The organism is Rathayibacter sp. AY1D5, from assembly GCF_002932515.1.
Taxonomy (GTDB): Bacteria; Actinomycetota; Actinomycetes; order Actinomycetales; family Microbacteriaceae; genus Rathayibacter.
Genome location: NZ_PSVU01000030.1, coordinates 34391 through 48214, shown reverse-complemented (window position 1 = coordinate 48214; position 13824 = coordinate 34391). Strand labels below are relative to the sequence as shown.

The window sequence follows — 13824 nt, the reverse complement described above, 5'->3', positions numbered from 1 at the left end:
AGGCCGGGGTATAAAATTGGCATTGAACATAGTGCACGCTGTTGAGTTCTCAAGAATCGGACACATCCCGCCTCCACACCAGAACGGTGCTTCACAACGGAAGTGATCGAAGATAATGTTGCTTGCGTCATACGCGTCTTCTCGGTAGACTAGGAGAAGTTTCTTTCTCCCTGTCGCCGTGGCAACTTGTATAACTTAGCACATCCGCAGGCCGTGTCAAATCCGGCTTCTTCGCGATGCCGTCACGCTCATAGGCGCTCCGACGTTGCTCGGTTCAGGACCTGAGTCCTGCGCCGGGCGGCGAAGTTGCTGGATCCGAGGGATCCTGCGAAGGCTTTACATCCGTGCGGCAGACCTGCTCCGAAAAGCTGTCTTGCCGGGTGGATGGTCCCGATTGAGGCCGGGACGTAGGAGCTGCTGCTCTTTCCGTTTCCCTGCGGCCTTTGTGGCGACTCGGAATAAGTTACGCAGCGATCGCGGTGCTGTCAAACGACGGGCCGAAATCGCACATCCCGGGCGTGTCGGGATCAGGGGTCCTCCCCGTCGGCGCCCGGTTCCGCGGGCGGATCCGGGGTCCGAGCCGGCTGCATCGGACCGAGGCGGGCACCCGCGCGCGCGGGATCCGACTCCACCGAGTGGAAGGACCCTCCCCGGAAACGACGAGGAGCGCGCGGCCCGGATCGCTCCGGTACCGCGCGCTCCTCGAGGGGATGCCGGGACTACGCCCCGATGCCGACCGCCTCGGGGGAGACGTCCGCACCGGGAGCCGAGGGCTCGAGCGCCTCGGCGACGCGCTGCGAGAGCGACGAGTCGACGTTCGCCCAGTACTGGAGCACGCGCTGCCGCAGCTCCGGACGGGTGACCTTCGACACGTGGCCGGCGATGTTCGCGACCAGGCGGGCGCGCGCGTCGTCGTCGAGGACCTCGCGGTAGAGCGTCCCCGCCTGACCGAAGTCGTCGTCCTCCGGGTGGAGGGTCGCCGCGGCGCGCGTCAGCTCGCCGTCGGTCTCCCAGCCGGCCGACTCCGCCGCCCGGGCGGGATCGGCGTGGGCGCCGCCCATCGTGTTCGGCGCGTAGACGGGCACCTCGGACTTCTGGAAGTCGAACCGCATGGGGCCGTCCTTCGAGTACGAGTGCACCGGCGACTTCGGCGCGTTCACCGGCAGCTGCGCGTGGTTGGTCCCCACGCGGTAGCGGTGCGCGTCGGCGTAGCTGAAGATGCGCGCGAGGAGCATCTTGTCGGGGCTGGCCGCGATCCCGGGCACGAAGTTCGAGGGGGCGAACGCCGCCTGCTCGATCTGCGCGAAGTAGTTCTCGGGGTTCCGGTCGAGCGTCATGGTGCCGACCTCGATCAGCGGGTAGTCGGCGTGGGGCCAGACCTTGGTGAGGTCGAACGGGTTGAACCGGTAGCTCTTCGCGTCCTCGTACGGCATGACCTGCACGGACAGCGTCCACGAGGGGAAGTCGCCGCGGTCGATGGCGGAGGACAGGTCGCGGAGGTGGAAGTCCGCGTCCTCACCGGCGATCTGGTCGGCCTGCTCCTGGCTCAGGATCTCGACGCCCTGATCGGTCTTGAAGTGGTACTTGACCCAGAAGCGCTCGCCGGCGGCGTTGATCCACTGGTAGGTGTGCGAGCCGAACCCGTCCATGTGCCGCCACGAGGAGGGGAGGCCGCGGTCGCCCATGAGCCATGTGACCTGGTGGGCCGACTCGGGCGAGAGGGTCCAGAAGTCCCACTGCATGTCGTGGTCGCGCAGGTGGCTGCCGGGCAGGCGCTTCTGCGAGCGGATGAAGTCGGGGAACTTGATGCCGTCGCGGATGAAGAAGACGGGGGTGTTGTTGCCGACGAGGTCGTAGTTGCCCTCGCTCGTGTAGAACTTCAGCGCGAAGCCGCGGGGGTCGCGCCAGGTGTCGGGCGAGCCCTGCTCGCCGGCGACAGTGGAGAACCGCGCGAGCATCTCGGTCTCGACTCCGGGCTGGAAGAGCGCGGCACGCGTGTAGGCGCTGACGTCGGCGGTGGTGGTGAAGCGTCCGAAGGCTCCGCCGCCCTTGGCGTGGACGACCCGCTCCGGGATGCGCTCGCGGTTGAACTGGGCCAGCTTCTCGACGAGGTAGTGGTCGTGGAGCGCGAGGGGTCCGTCGGCTCCGACGCTCAGCGAGTGGTCGTCACTCGCGACCGGTGCTCCGGAGTTCGTGGTGGTGAATCGTTCCTCGGTCATGTTCCTCCTGTCGGCGAGGGGCACGGAGCCCGCCGCTGCGGTGTAGCGGATGTCGGTCAGTGGGCCAGGGCCAGGCAGTCGGGGCAGGTGCCCCAGAACGTGACGTCGGCGGTGTCCACGGCGAAGCCGCTCGCGGTCTGCGGATGCAGGCACGGCGCCTCCCCGACGACGCAGTCGACGTCGGCCACGGCCCCGCAGCGCCGGCACACCACGTGGTGGTGGTTGTCGCCGACCCGCAGCTCGAACCGGCGGGGGTGGCCCTCCGGCTCGATGCGGCGGACGATCCCGGCGTCGGTGAACGCCGAGAGCACTCCGTAGACGGCCTGGGCCGAGGCCTCGGGGAGGCCCTCGCGCACTCGGGCCAGGACCGCGTCGACCCCGGAGTGCGGGTGCTCCTCGAGAGCGAGGAGCACCGCGCGCCGGGTGGCTGTGACCTTGAGCCCGGAGGCTCGGAGCCGCTCGTCCACTGTCGTCATGCCGAGGACACTACCCGAGTTGTCTTGAGCGGATCAAAACAACGGGCGGCGTGGCGCGCTCGTCCGGGTGAACGGCCGGGAACGCTCCGGCGGCCACGCGGAGGCTCCGATCAGGCGACCGGACCCTCGACCAGCACGACCTGGGCGGAGCGGGCGGCGCCCGCGGAGTCGGTCCACGAGATCGTCACCGACTCCCCGGGCTCGCGCTGCGCGAGCGAGGCGGACAGCTGGTCGGCCGAGGCGACGGCGACCCCGTCGACCGCGGTGACGACGTCCCCCGCCTCGAGGCCCGCCTGCGCGGCCGGCCCGCCCTCGACGACTCCGCCGATCACGGCGCCGGACTCGGTGGTCGCGAGCGCGCGCGAGGTCGGCGACGCGGTGCCGGAGGAGAGGGAGACGCCGAGGAAGGCCGGATAGCCGATCTCGACGGTGGCCGTGTCGGCGCCCGCCTCGATGGTGGCCACGATGTCCAGGGCCTTCGAGATCGGGATCGCGAAGCCGGTGATGTCGGCCGTTCCGCTGGAGGCGGCGGTGTCCATCCCCACGACGCGGCCGGCGGAGTCGACGAGCGGGCCGCCGGAGTCGCCGGAGACGATGTCTGCGTCCGTCTGGATCAGCCCGGTCAGCGTCTCGGCGGAGATCCCCGACTCGGAGCGGGTGGTGATCTGCTGATCGAGACCGGTGACCGTGCCGGTGGCGGCGACCAGGTCGCCCGTCCCTCCCGCGTTGCCGACGGCGGTCACGGTGTCGCCCACAGCGACCCCGTCCGTGTCGAGCGAGGCGGGGGTGAGGCCGGAGGCGTCCTCCAGCTGCAGGACGGCGACGTCGTTCGTCGCGTCAGTGCCGACGACGCGGGCGGTGTAGCTGCGGCCCGTCGACTCCACCGTGACCGAGATCGCGGTGGCGCCCTCGACGACGTGGTTGTTGGTGAGGATCATGCCGTCCGAGGTGAGGATCATGCCGGTGCCGGCCGAGCGGGCGCCCTGGTAGGTGAGCTCGGAGGTGATCGTGACGACGCCGGCGGTCTGCGCGGTGCTCGCGGCCACGGCGTCGGTCGCGCCGGTGGCCGGCTCGGCGGCGGAGGAGCCGCCCTGCGTCGAGCCGTACGGGGAGGAGCCGCCCTGCGTCGATCCGCCCCAGGAGGGGACGATCACGTACCCGCCGCCGAAGGATCCCCGCGAGCCGCCGGGATAGACGATCGTGGCGGCGCCGGCCGAGGCGGAGGAGGCCGCCTCGGTGCGGCCGGCGGTGGCGACTCCGCCTGCTGTCACTCCGATCAGCACGGCGAGGCCGAGGCCGCCGGCGATCAGCGCTCGACGACGACGACGGCGGTCGTCCGCGCGCAGCGCGCGCACCTCGTCGGCGCCCGTCGCCTCGGTGGTGGCGGGCTGGTCGGTGAGCTCTCGCTCGTCGGATTCGTGTCGCTCGTTCATGGTGTCGTCCTCGTGCCGGGGCCGCCCCTGACGGCGACCGGTTCCCATTCCACGCCCGGCCTCCCGGCGCCGCCTGGATGCCGCTTATGCGGTTCCTATGAGCGCTCACCTCCCCGAATGGTTGTAGCGTCAACCAAAAGCGGGTAGCGTCTCCGCGTGACCATCTCCTCCCCCGACCTGCTCGCTCCCGACACCGCGATGGGCGCGGTGACCCTCCGCGTCGCCGACCTCGACGGGATGATCGCCTACTACCGCGACGCCGTGACGCTCGAGCTGCTCTCGCACGACGGACCGGTCGCGGTGCTCGGCCGCGGCGGAGTGCCGGCCGTGATCCTCCAGCACGCGCCCGAGCTGGTGCACGCCTCGCCGCGCAGCGCCGGCCTCTTCCACACGGCGATCCTCTTCGAATCGGAGGCGGCGCTCGCCGCGGCCGTGTACAGCGTCGCGACCCGGCACCCCGGCTCCTTCACCGGCAGCTCCGACCACCTGGTCAGCAAGGCCTTCTACTTCGACGACCCCGAGCACAACGGCGTCGAGCTCTACTGGGACCGCGACCGCACGCAGTGGTCGTGGACGCACGGGCGGATCGAGATGAGCACGCTCTTCCTCGACCCGAACGCGTTCCTGCAGGAGCACCTCACCGAGGAGTCGATCGCGCAGCCGCGCCTCGGCGGCGCCTCCGTCGGCCACGTGCACCTGAGTGTGGGCGACGTCGCCACGGCGAAGGAGTTCTACGTCGACCGGCTCGGCTTCGAGACGACGATCGCGTACGGCGGGCAGGCGCTCTTCGTCTCGGCGGGCGGCTACCACCACCACATGGCGATGAACACCTGGAACTCGGCGGGCGCCGGACGCCGGCAGCAGGCCCTCGGCCTCGGACAGGTGGAGATCATGGTGCCCGGCGCCGACGACCTCGGCGCGCTCGGCGAGCGGCTGGCCCGCTCCGGAGTCGCCACCCGCGACGACGGCCGCACCCTCGCCTTCGAGGACCCCTGGGCGAACGCGATCCGCGTCACGACCTCCTGAGCGCCGCCGACCGCGGGGACCCCCGCGGGTACGATGGTCGCGCGGAAGACCGCACTCCCCCGAGACTCCGGAGAACACGGTGCCCACGATCGTCGTTGAAGTCATGCCCAAGGCCGAGCTGCTCGACCCGCAGGGGAAGGCCGTCGCCGGCGCGCTCGCGCGACTGGGCCACTCCGCCCTCCACGGCGTGCGGGTGGGCAAGCGCTTCGAGATCACCGTCGACGAGGTGACCGACGAGGTGCGCGCCTCGGTGCAGCGCATCGCCGACGAGATGCTCTCGAACTCGGTGATCGAGGACGTCGTCGGGATCCACTACCCGGCGGAGGCCGCCCGATGAGGATCGGCGTCATCACCTTCCCCGGCTCGCTCGACGACCGCGACGCCCAGCGCGCCGTCCGGTTCGCGGGCGCGGAGCCGGTCGCGCTGTGGCACGGCGACCACGACCTCGACGGCGTCGACGCGATCGTCCTGCCGGGGGGCTTCTCCTACGGCGACTACCTGCGCTGCGGCGCCATCGCCTCCCACTCCCCGATCATGCGCGAGGTCGTCGACGCGGCGAACGCCGGGACCCCGGTCCTCGGCATCTGCAACGGCTTCCAGATGCTCACCGAGGCGCACCTGCTGCCCGGCGGCCTGATCGCGAACGACATCGGATCCTTCGTCTGCCGCGACCAGCGCCTGATGGTCGCGAGCACCGAGACCGCCTGGACGAACGGCTTCGAGCCCGGCCAGGAGATCACGATCCCGCTGAAGAACGGCGAGGGCGGCTACATCGCCTCGGCCGACACGCTGCTCGAGCTCGAGGCGGAGGGACGCGTCGTCGTCCGCTACCTCGGCCACAACCCGAACGGCTCCATGAACGACATCGCCGGCATCAGCAACCGCCGCGGCAATGTGGTGGGGCTCATGCCGCACCCGGAGCACGCCGTCGAGGAGGGCTTCGGGCCCGACACGGCCGCCGCGATGCGCTCGGGCGTGGACGGGCTGACCTTCTTCACGTCGGCGCTGAAGTCGCTGCTCGCCTCCGCCTGACGCATCCGGTCCGGCCGGCTCCGCCCGCCCGCGACGCACGAGACCCCCGGTTCCGGCCGGGGGTCTCGTGCGTGATGGGCGATGTTCGCGGCGCCGGTCAGGGCCCGGTCAGCACCTCGGGCTCCGGAGTCATCGAGATGGTGGGGATCGAGGCGGTGATCACGGTGCCGTCGGAGCGGCGGGTGCCCTCGATGTCGGACGTGGTCGGCGCGCCGTGCAGCCGGCGGCCCTGGTGCGTGAGCGGGACGCGCACGGGGCTGCCGGCAGCGACGTGCACGCGCTCGTCGCGGACGGTGATCGCGGCGGAGTCGCCGGTCTCGACCGTCAGCAGGACCTCGGTCTGCGTCACCTCGACGCGCACGCGCGTGCCGTGGAGGGTGATGCGGAAGGCGAGGCGGTCCCAGTCGTCGGGCAGGCGCGGGTCGAGCGTGATCCGGCCGCCGTGGTCGCGCATCCCGCCGAAGCCGTAGACGAGGGCGCTCCAGACGCCGCCCGTCGAGGCGACGTGGATGCCGTCCGCGGTGTTGCGGTGCAGGTCGGCGAGGTCGACGAACAGCGCCGACAGGAAGTAGTGGCGGGCCAGGTCGCTGTAGCCGACCTCGGCGGCGATGATCGACTGCACGACGGCCGACAGGGTCGAGTCGCCGGTGGTCAGCGCGTCGTAGTACTCGAAGTCGGCGCGCTTCTGCTCGGCGGTGAACTCGTTGCCCTGCAGCAGCAGCGCGAGCACGACGTCGGCCTGCTTGAGCACCTGGAAGCGGTAGATCACCAGCGGGTGGAAGTGCAGCAGCAGCGGGCGCTTGCTCGCGGGGGTGTTCTCGAGGTCCCACAGCTCCTTCTCGAGGAAGGCCGCGTCCTGCGGGTGGATGCCCGCCCGCGCGTCGAAGGGGATGTGCATCTTCTCGGCGGCGCGCGCCCACTCGAGCACCTCGCCCTCGTCGAGAGCGAGGCGGTCGGCCATCCGCTCGTACGCGGCGGGCTCGACGGCCTTCAGCAGCTCGACGGCGCGGGCGGCCGAGCGGAGGTTCGCCCGGGCCATGACGTTCGTGTACAGGTTGTCGTTGACGACGGTCGTGTACTCGTCCGGCCCCGTCACTCCGTGGATGTGGAAGTGGTCGTCGCCGTTGCTGCGCCAGAAGCCCAGATCGGCCCACATCCGCGCGGTCTCGACGAGGATGTCGATCGCTCCGCGGGCGAGGAAGTCGTCGTCGCCCGTGGCACCCACGTACTGCATGAGCGCGTAGGAGATGTCGGCGTCGATGTGGTACTGAGCGGTGCCGGCGGCGTAGTACGCCGACGACTCCTGCCCGTTGATGGTGCGCCAGGGGAACAGCGCGCCGCGCTGGTTGAGCTCGGAGGCGCGCGCGCGGGCCGCCTCGAGCATGTTCTGCCGGAAGCGCAGGGCGTTCCGGGCGACGAGAGGCGCCGTGTAGCTGAGGAACGGGAGGACGTAGACCTCGGTGTCCCAGAAGTAGTGGCCGCCGTAGCCGGAGCCCGAGACGCCCTTGGCCGCGACTCCGCCGCCGTCGGTGCGGGCGGTGGACTGGGCGAGCTGGAAGAGGTTCCAGCGGGTGGCCTGCTGGATCGCGGGCTGGCCGTCCAGCTGCACGTCGGAGCGGGTCCAGAAGTCGTCGAGCCACTCGCGCTGCTTGACGAACTGCTCCTCGACCGGCGTCTCGCGGGCGCGGTCGAGCGTGCGGTCGCAGCGGTCGGCGAGCTCGCGCACGGGCACGCCGCGGGAGGTGTGGTAGGTCAGCGTCTTGACCAGGCGGACCGGCCGGCCGGCCTTGGCCTTCACGCGGTAGACGTGCTTGGCGAGGTCGTCGTCGATCTGGGAGGTCTGGTCCCACTCGTTCTCGGTCTCGAGCTGGTGCTCGGCGCCGCAGGCGACGGTCATCTGGGAGTTGGTGGTCCGGTAGCCGAGGAGGTAGCGGGTGCCGCTGACGCGCTTGAGGCGCGGCTGGAGCACGCGGTCCTCGAACGACTCCGCCTTGCGCGGGTCGAAGCCGGCCCCCTCGCTGCCGGAGGGGGCGTGGTACTCGTCGACGCCGTCCTGGCGGTTGAGGATCTGGCTCGAGATCAGCACGGACGCGTCGTGGTCGAGCATCTCGACCTCGTAGTCGAGGATCGCGAGGTGCCGGTCGGTGAACGAGACCAGGCGGCGCGAGCGGATCAGGACGCGCTTGCCGGAGGGGGTGCGCCACTCCAGCTCGCGGGTGAGCACGCCGTTCGCGAAGTCGAGGCGGCGCGAGTAGGCGAGGACGTCGGCCTCGCTCAGCACGAAGGGCTCGTCGTCGACGTAGAGGCGGATGATCTTGGCGTCCGGCACGTTGACGATGGTCTGGCCGACGCGGGCGAAGCCGAACGCCTCCTCCGCGTGGCGGATGGGCCAGGTCTCGTGGAACCCGTTGATGAAGGTGCCGTAGGCGTAGCCGTCGCGCCCCTCCTCCACGTTGCCGCGGAGGCCGAGGTAGCCGTTGCCGGTGGCGAAGAGCGTCTCGGTGCGGCCCTGCAGCTCGGAGGCGAACTCGGTCTCGACGAGGGCCCACTCGTCGATCGGGAAGCGGTTCCGGTCGAGCGGGTCGGAGGTGATGGGGTTCATGCGGCGTCCTCGGGGGCGGGAGCGGTGGGGAGGAAGGGGAGCAGCTCGGCCAGGTCGTCCACGACCAGGTCGGCGCCGTGCTCGAGCAGGGTGTCGGCCCCGACTCCGCGGTCGACGCCGACGACGAGGCCGAAGCCGCCCGCGCGGCCTGCCGCGACTCCGGAGTGCGCGTCCTCGAGGACGGCGCACTCGGCGGCCGGGAGGCCGAGGAGCTCGGCCGCGTAGAGGTAGGTGTCGGGCGCGGGCTTGCCGGCGATCGAGCGCTCGGCGGCGAGGAGCCCGTCCACGACGACCTCGAAGCGGTCGCGGAGGCCGGCCGCCTCGAGCACCGGCACGCCGTTGCGGGAGGAGGTGACGACGGCGACCTGCACGCCCGCGGCGATCGCGGCGTCGACGAAACGGAGCGAGCCCGGGTAGGGAGCGACGCCGGTCTCGGCGAGGGTGCGGTTGAAGGCGTCGTTCTTGCGGTTGCCGAGCCCGCAGACGGTCTCGAGCGACGGGTCGTCCTCGGGCGCGCCCTCGGGGAGGGTGATGCCGCGCGAGGCGAGGAGCGCCCGGACGCCGTCGTACCGCGGGCGTCCGTCGATGTACCGGAAGTAGTCGGCGTCGGTGTAGCCCTCGGCGATCCCGCGCGAGGAGAGGTACTCCGTGAACAGCCGCGACCAGGCCTGCATGTGGACGTCGGCGGTCGGCGTGAGCACGCCGTCGAGGTCGAACAGGAGCGCGCGGACGCCGCGGAGGGCGGAGGCGTCGGGGCGCGTCGGGGATGCAGTCACGGCGGGGAGGACCTCTGATCGGGGGCAGGCGTTCGGCGGTTCCGCCGATGACGGTCGTCCGCCGCGGACTGCAGGTATCGTATACGCCCCCCGGCCGCCGTGTGGAACCGTTTACACGTCCGTCATCTGCGCGCCGCCGGGGGCGTCGATCCGCTCGGGGGCGAGGCGGTGCCGCCCGAGGGGGAGCATCAGCGGAGTGCCCGAGGTCGGGTCGGTGATGATGCGGCTGTCGAGGCCGAACACGGCGAGCACCGTCTCCTCGGTGAGCACCGCGGCCGGGGTGCCGGAGGCGTGCACCGCGCCGTGCGCGATGGCCACGAGGTGGTCGGCGTAGCGGGCGGCCATGTTGAGGTCGTGCAGCACCATCACCACCGTCGTCCCGCGGGTGCGGTTGAGGTCGACGAGCAGGTCGAGCACCTCGATCTGGTGGCTGACGTCGAGGAAGGTGGTCGGCTCGTCCAGCAGCAGCACGTCGGTCTCCTGCGCGAGGGCCATCGCGATCCAGACGCGCTGGCGCTGCCCGCCGCTGAGCTCGTCGACGGAGCGGTCGGCCAGGGCGGCGGTGTCGGTCGCGTCGAGCGCGGTCGCGACGGCCTCGTCGTCGTGGGCGCTCCAGCGGCTCAGCATCCCCTGGTGCGGATGGCGGCCGCGGCCGACGAGATCCGCGACGGTGATGCCCTCCGGGGCGATCGGCGACTGCGGGAGGAGGCCGAGCGTGCGGGCGAGCTGCTTCGCCGGCGTCCGGTGCACGGCCCTGCCGTCGAGCAGCACGGCGCCGGAGCGGGGCGCGAGCAGGCGCGACATCGAGCGCAGGAGCGTCGACTTGCCGCAGGCGTTCGCTCCGACGATCGCGGTGATGCGGCCGGGCGGGACGACGAGGTCGAGGCCGTCGACGACCGTCCGGTCGCCGTAGCCGAGGGTGACCCCCTCGGCCGTCAGGGTGTGCGCGGTGGTCACAGTGAGCCTCCCGCTCTGTTGCTGCGGACGATGAGGTAGACGAGGTAGGGCGCCCCGAGGACGCCGGTGACCACTCCGACCGGGTAGCGCAGGCCCAGCCCGAACTGCCCGACGAAGTCGGCGACGAGCACGAGCAGCGCGCCGACGAGGGCCGAGGGGATGAGGAGCGACGCGCCGGGCCCGATCAGGCGGGCGGCGATCGGGCCGGAGAGGAAGGCCACGAACGCGATCGGGCCGGCGGCGGCCGTCGCGAAGGCGATCAGCCCGACCGCGGCGACGATCACGACGAGGCGGGTGGCGTTCACGCGGATGCCGAGCGCGGAGGCGGTGTCGTCGCCGAGCTGCGTGGCGGAGAGGTCGCGCGAGCGCGAGAGCAGGACGGGGGTGAGGACGACGACCGCGGCGAGGACCGGCACGACCTCGCTCCAGCTCGCGCCGTTGAGGCTCCCGGTGAGCCAGCGGGACGCCTCCTGCAGGTCCCACGCGGCGGCCTGCGAGAGCACGTAGGCGGTGAGGGAGTCGAGCATGGCGGCGACCCCGATGCCGATCAGGATCAGCCGGGTGCCGGCGACTCCGCTGCGGTGGGACAGGGCGTAGACGAGCAGGGCGACCACGAGTCCCGCGACGATCGCGAGGGCCGAGACCTGCGCGGCCCCGAGCGAGAGCGTCACGATCGCGAAGGCCGCGGCGGCGCTCGCCCCGGCGCTGATCCCGATGATGTCGGGGCTGGCGAGCGGGTTGCGGAGCATGGTCTGGAAGCTCACTCCGCCGAGCCCGAAGCACAGGCCCACCAGCAGGGCGAGGACGGCGCGCGGGAGGCGGAGGCGCCCGACGGTGAAGCTCGCGCCGGGGACCTGCTCGCCGAGGATCACGCGCAGCACCTCGTCGGGCGAGTAGACGGTCTGGCCGACCAGCAGGGAGACGGCGAGGACGGCCGCGATCAGGACAGCGAGCACGGCGACGACGATCCGGCGGCGGGCCCCGCGGCGGCGGCGGCCGGCCGCGACGGCGCGAGCGGTGGCGGAGGGCGCCTCAAGCAGCGGGGTCACAGCTCGCGCACCTTCTGGCGGCGGACGATCGCGATGAACACCGGGGCGCCGACCAGCGCGGTGACGATGCCGACGTCGATCTCGCTCGGGCGCGCGACGACGCGGCCGACGATGTCCGCCGCGATCAGGAGGACGGCGCCGGTCACCGCCGAGAACGGCAGCAGCCAGCGGTGGTCCACGCCGACGAGGAGGCGGCAGGCGTGCGGGACGACCAGGCCGACGAAGCCGATGGGCCCCGTGACCGCGGTCGTCGCTCCGCAGAGCACGACCGCGCCCAGGGCGGCCCCGCCGCGCGCGAGGGCGACCCGCTCCCCCAGGCCCGCGGCGAGCTCGTCGCCGAGCGCGAGGGTGTTGAGGCTCTTGGCCGAGAGCACGCAGAGGACGAGGCCGGCCAGGAGGAAGGGGAGCACCTGCGCGATGCTCGCGGACGTGGCGCCGCCCACTCCGCCGATCTGCCAGGAGCGGATGCCGCCCGCGATGTCGGCGCGCGGCAGGACGATCGCGCTGATCACCGAGACCAGCGCGGCCGAGGTGGCGGCCCCGGCCAGGGCGAGTTTGAGCGGAGTCGCGCCGCCGCGCCCGAGCGACCCGACCGTGTAGACGAAGACCGCGGCGACCGCGGCCCCGCCGATCGCGACCCAGACGTAGGCGGCGGAGCTCGTCAGTCCGAAGAAGACGATGCCCGTCACGACCGCGAGCGAGGCTCCGGTGTTCACCCCGAGGATGCCGGGGTCGGCCAGCGGATTGCGGGTCACCCCCTGCATCAGCACGCCGGCGACGCCGAGGGCCGCGCCCGCGATCGCGGCGAGCACGGTGCGCGGGATGCGCTTGGCGACCGCGGCCTGCGCGAATCCGTCCGTGGACCCGCCGAACGCGGCGACCACGTCGCTCCACGCCACCTCCCGCGACCCCACCAGCACCGAGACCACGGCGGCGGCGAGCAGCACGGCCACGGCCGCGACCAGCCAGAGGGCGCGCAGCCGCCTCGGGCGGCGCACGGCGGCGACGCCCGAGGCGGCGGGAGGAGCGGCGAGGGTCACGCGGGTCGGATCCCGGCTCAGGCGGCCGGAGTGCTCTGCGCGGCCTTGGCGGCGGCCTCGTCGAGCAGGTCCAGGTAGTCGTCGAGGACCCACGAGATCGAGAGCGGCGTCGGGTTGGCGGCGGTGCCGAGCGGGGTGGAGGGCAGGCGCACGATGGCGTCGTCGGCGACCGCGGGGATCTGCGAGAGCAGCGGGTCGGCCTTGAGGGTGCTCACGAGCTCGTCGTCGCCGTAGGTGACGATCACGTCGACGTCGCTGAACGCGTCGGCCTGCTCGGCGCTCTGCGTGAGCGAGAACTTGTCGGTCGCGGCGGAGGCGGTGGCGATGCTGCCCGGGGTCGCCATGCCGAGGTCCTCGAAGAACGCGGGGCGGGTGTCGTGCGAGGTGTAGAAGCTGACCTGGCTGAGGTCCGTCGGGTCGACGTGGGTGAGGAACATCGCCGAGGTGCCGGCCAGCTGCGGGTGCGCGGCGACCTTCTCCTCGATCTCGCCCTCGAGCTCGGTGATCAGGGCGGCGCCCTCGTCGGCCCTGCCCATCGCCTCGCTGTTCAGCGTGATCATGTCGCGCCAGGAGGTGCCCCAGGCGGTCTCGGGGTAGGCGACGACGGGGGCGATCTCGCTCAGGGTGTCGTAGTCCTCCTGCGTGAGGCCGGAGTAGGCGGCGAGGATGACGTCCGGGTCGGTGTCCGAGACTGCCTCGAAGTCGATGCCGTCGGTCTCGTCGAAGAGGACGGGGGTCTCGGCGCCGAGCTCGTCGAGCTTCTCGCTCACCCAGGGGAGGAGCCCGTCGCCGTCGTCGTCGCCGAAGTTGGCGGCGGCCATGCCCACGGGGACGACACCCAGCGCGAGCGGGACCTCGTGGTTGGCCCAGTTGACGGTCGCCACGCGCTCGGGGGCCGACTCGATGGTGGTGGTGCCGAGAGCGTGCTCGATCGTGATCGGCGTGAAGCCGCTGTCGGCGGCGGCGTCGTCTCCGGCGGCCGAGCCGCTGCAGCCGGCGAGGCCGATCGTCAGCGCGGTGGCGGCGAGCAGGGCGAGGGGCGTGGTGGCGCGGGGCATGGGTCCCTTTCGAGAGGCTGTGCGGGAGGCGGCGCAGGGTCCGAGTGGACCGGCACTAAGGACAGCCTAACCAAAGAATGTGCGTGCTCTCAGCCCCGATTCCTCGCCTCCCGAGGTCGGAGGCGCCCCGAGGCGCCGCTCGCAGAGCCCGGAGAC

Annotated in this window: 12 protein-coding genes; 3 read left to right on the top strand and 9 right to left on the bottom strand. The window is 72.1% G+C overall.

Annotated elements, in window-relative coordinates; genetic code table 11:
• Positions 1–719: 719 nt before the first annotated feature.
• The 3 genes from C5C82_RS10635 to C5C82_RS17840 all read right to left on the bottom strand — a co-directional run bounded on the left by C5C82_RS10635 (position 720) and on the right by C5C82_RS17840 (position 4128).
• Positions 720–2219, bottom strand: a complete 1500-nt coding sequence (locus C5C82_RS10635; protein WP_104355048.1) for a catalase — start codon at positions 2217–2219, stop codon at positions 720–722.
• 56 nt (positions 2220–2275) lie between these two features.
• On the bottom strand, positions 2276–2695 hold the full coding sequence (locus C5C82_RS10630; RefSeq protein ID WP_104222735.1) for a Fur family transcriptional regulator: 420 nt from the start codon (positions 2693–2695) through the stop codon (positions 2276–2278).
• A gap of 110 nt (positions 2696–2805) precedes the next feature.
• On the bottom strand, positions 2806–4128 hold the full coding sequence (locus tag C5C82_RS17840; protein WP_219814837.1) for a S1C family serine protease: 1323 nt from the start codon (positions 4126–4128) through the stop codon (positions 2806–2808).
• A 198-nt stretch (positions 4129–4326) separates the two neighbouring features.
• Here C5C82_RS17840 and C5C82_RS10620 point away from each other — a divergent pair, with 198 nt between their 5' ends.
• The 3 genes from C5C82_RS10620 to purQ all read left to right on the top strand — a co-directional run bounded on the left by C5C82_RS10620 (position 4327) and on the right by purQ (position 6186).
• Positions 4327–5154, top strand: coding sequence for a VOC family protein (locus C5C82_RS10620; protein WP_104355049.1), 828 nt, complete (start codon positions 4327–4329; stop codon positions 5152–5154).
• Positions 5155–5233: 79 nt separating this feature from the next.
• On the top strand, positions 5234–5491 hold the full coding sequence (gene purS, locus C5C82_RS10615) for a phosphoribosylformylglycinamidine synthase subunit PurS (protein ID WP_104222736.1): 258 nt from the start codon (positions 5234–5236) through the stop codon (positions 5489–5491).
• Positions 5488–6186: a phosphoribosylformylglycinamidine synthase subunit PurQ gene (gene purQ, locus C5C82_RS10610; protein ID WP_104222737.1), complete on the top strand. Its 699-nt coding sequence runs from the start codon at positions 5488–5490 to the stop codon at positions 6184–6186. Before purS ends, purQ begins: the two co-directional genes overlap by 4 nt.
• A gap of 97 nt (positions 6187–6283) precedes the next feature.
• Here purQ and C5C82_RS10605 read toward each other — a convergent pair whose 3' ends face one another.
• The 6 genes from C5C82_RS10605 to C5C82_RS10580 form a co-directional block, all read right to left on the bottom strand.
• Positions 6284–8788 carry a glycoside hydrolase family 65 protein gene (locus C5C82_RS10605; RefSeq protein ID WP_104222738.1) on the bottom strand — a complete coding sequence of 835 codons (2505 nt, stop codon included), beginning with the start codon at positions 8786–8788 and terminating at the stop codon, positions 6284–6286.
• Positions 8785–9564, bottom strand: coding sequence for an HAD family phosphatase (locus C5C82_RS10600; protein WP_104222739.1), 780 nt, complete (start codon positions 9562–9564; stop codon positions 8785–8787). The genes C5C82_RS10605 and C5C82_RS10600 overlap by 4 nt, the downstream gene beginning before the upstream one ends.
• Positions 9565–9675: 111 nt before the next feature.
• The gene (locus C5C82_RS10595; protein WP_104222740.1) at positions 9676–10521 is read right to left on the bottom strand and encodes an ABC transporter ATP-binding protein; all 846 of its coding nucleotides are present in this window, start codon (positions 10519–10521) and stop codon (positions 9676–9678) included.
• Positions 10518–11570, bottom strand: a complete 1053-nt coding sequence (locus tag C5C82_RS10590) for an iron chelate uptake ABC transporter family permease subunit (protein ID WP_104355047.1) — start codon at positions 11568–11570, stop codon at positions 10518–10520. Before C5C82_RS10590 ends, C5C82_RS10595 begins: the two co-directional genes overlap by 4 nt.
• The gene (locus tag C5C82_RS10585) at positions 11567–12610 is read right to left on the bottom strand and encodes an iron ABC transporter permease (RefSeq protein ID WP_104234258.1); all 1044 of its coding nucleotides are present in this window, start codon (positions 12608–12610) and stop codon (positions 11567–11569) included. The genes C5C82_RS10590 and C5C82_RS10585 overlap by 4 nt, the downstream gene beginning before the upstream one ends.
• Positions 12611–12627: 17 nt before the next feature.
• Positions 12628–13668, bottom strand: a complete 1041-nt coding sequence (locus C5C82_RS10580) for an iron-siderophore ABC transporter substrate-binding protein (RefSeq protein ID WP_104222743.1) — start codon at positions 13666–13668, stop codon at positions 12628–12630.
• Positions 13669–13824: the final 156 nt, after the last annotated feature.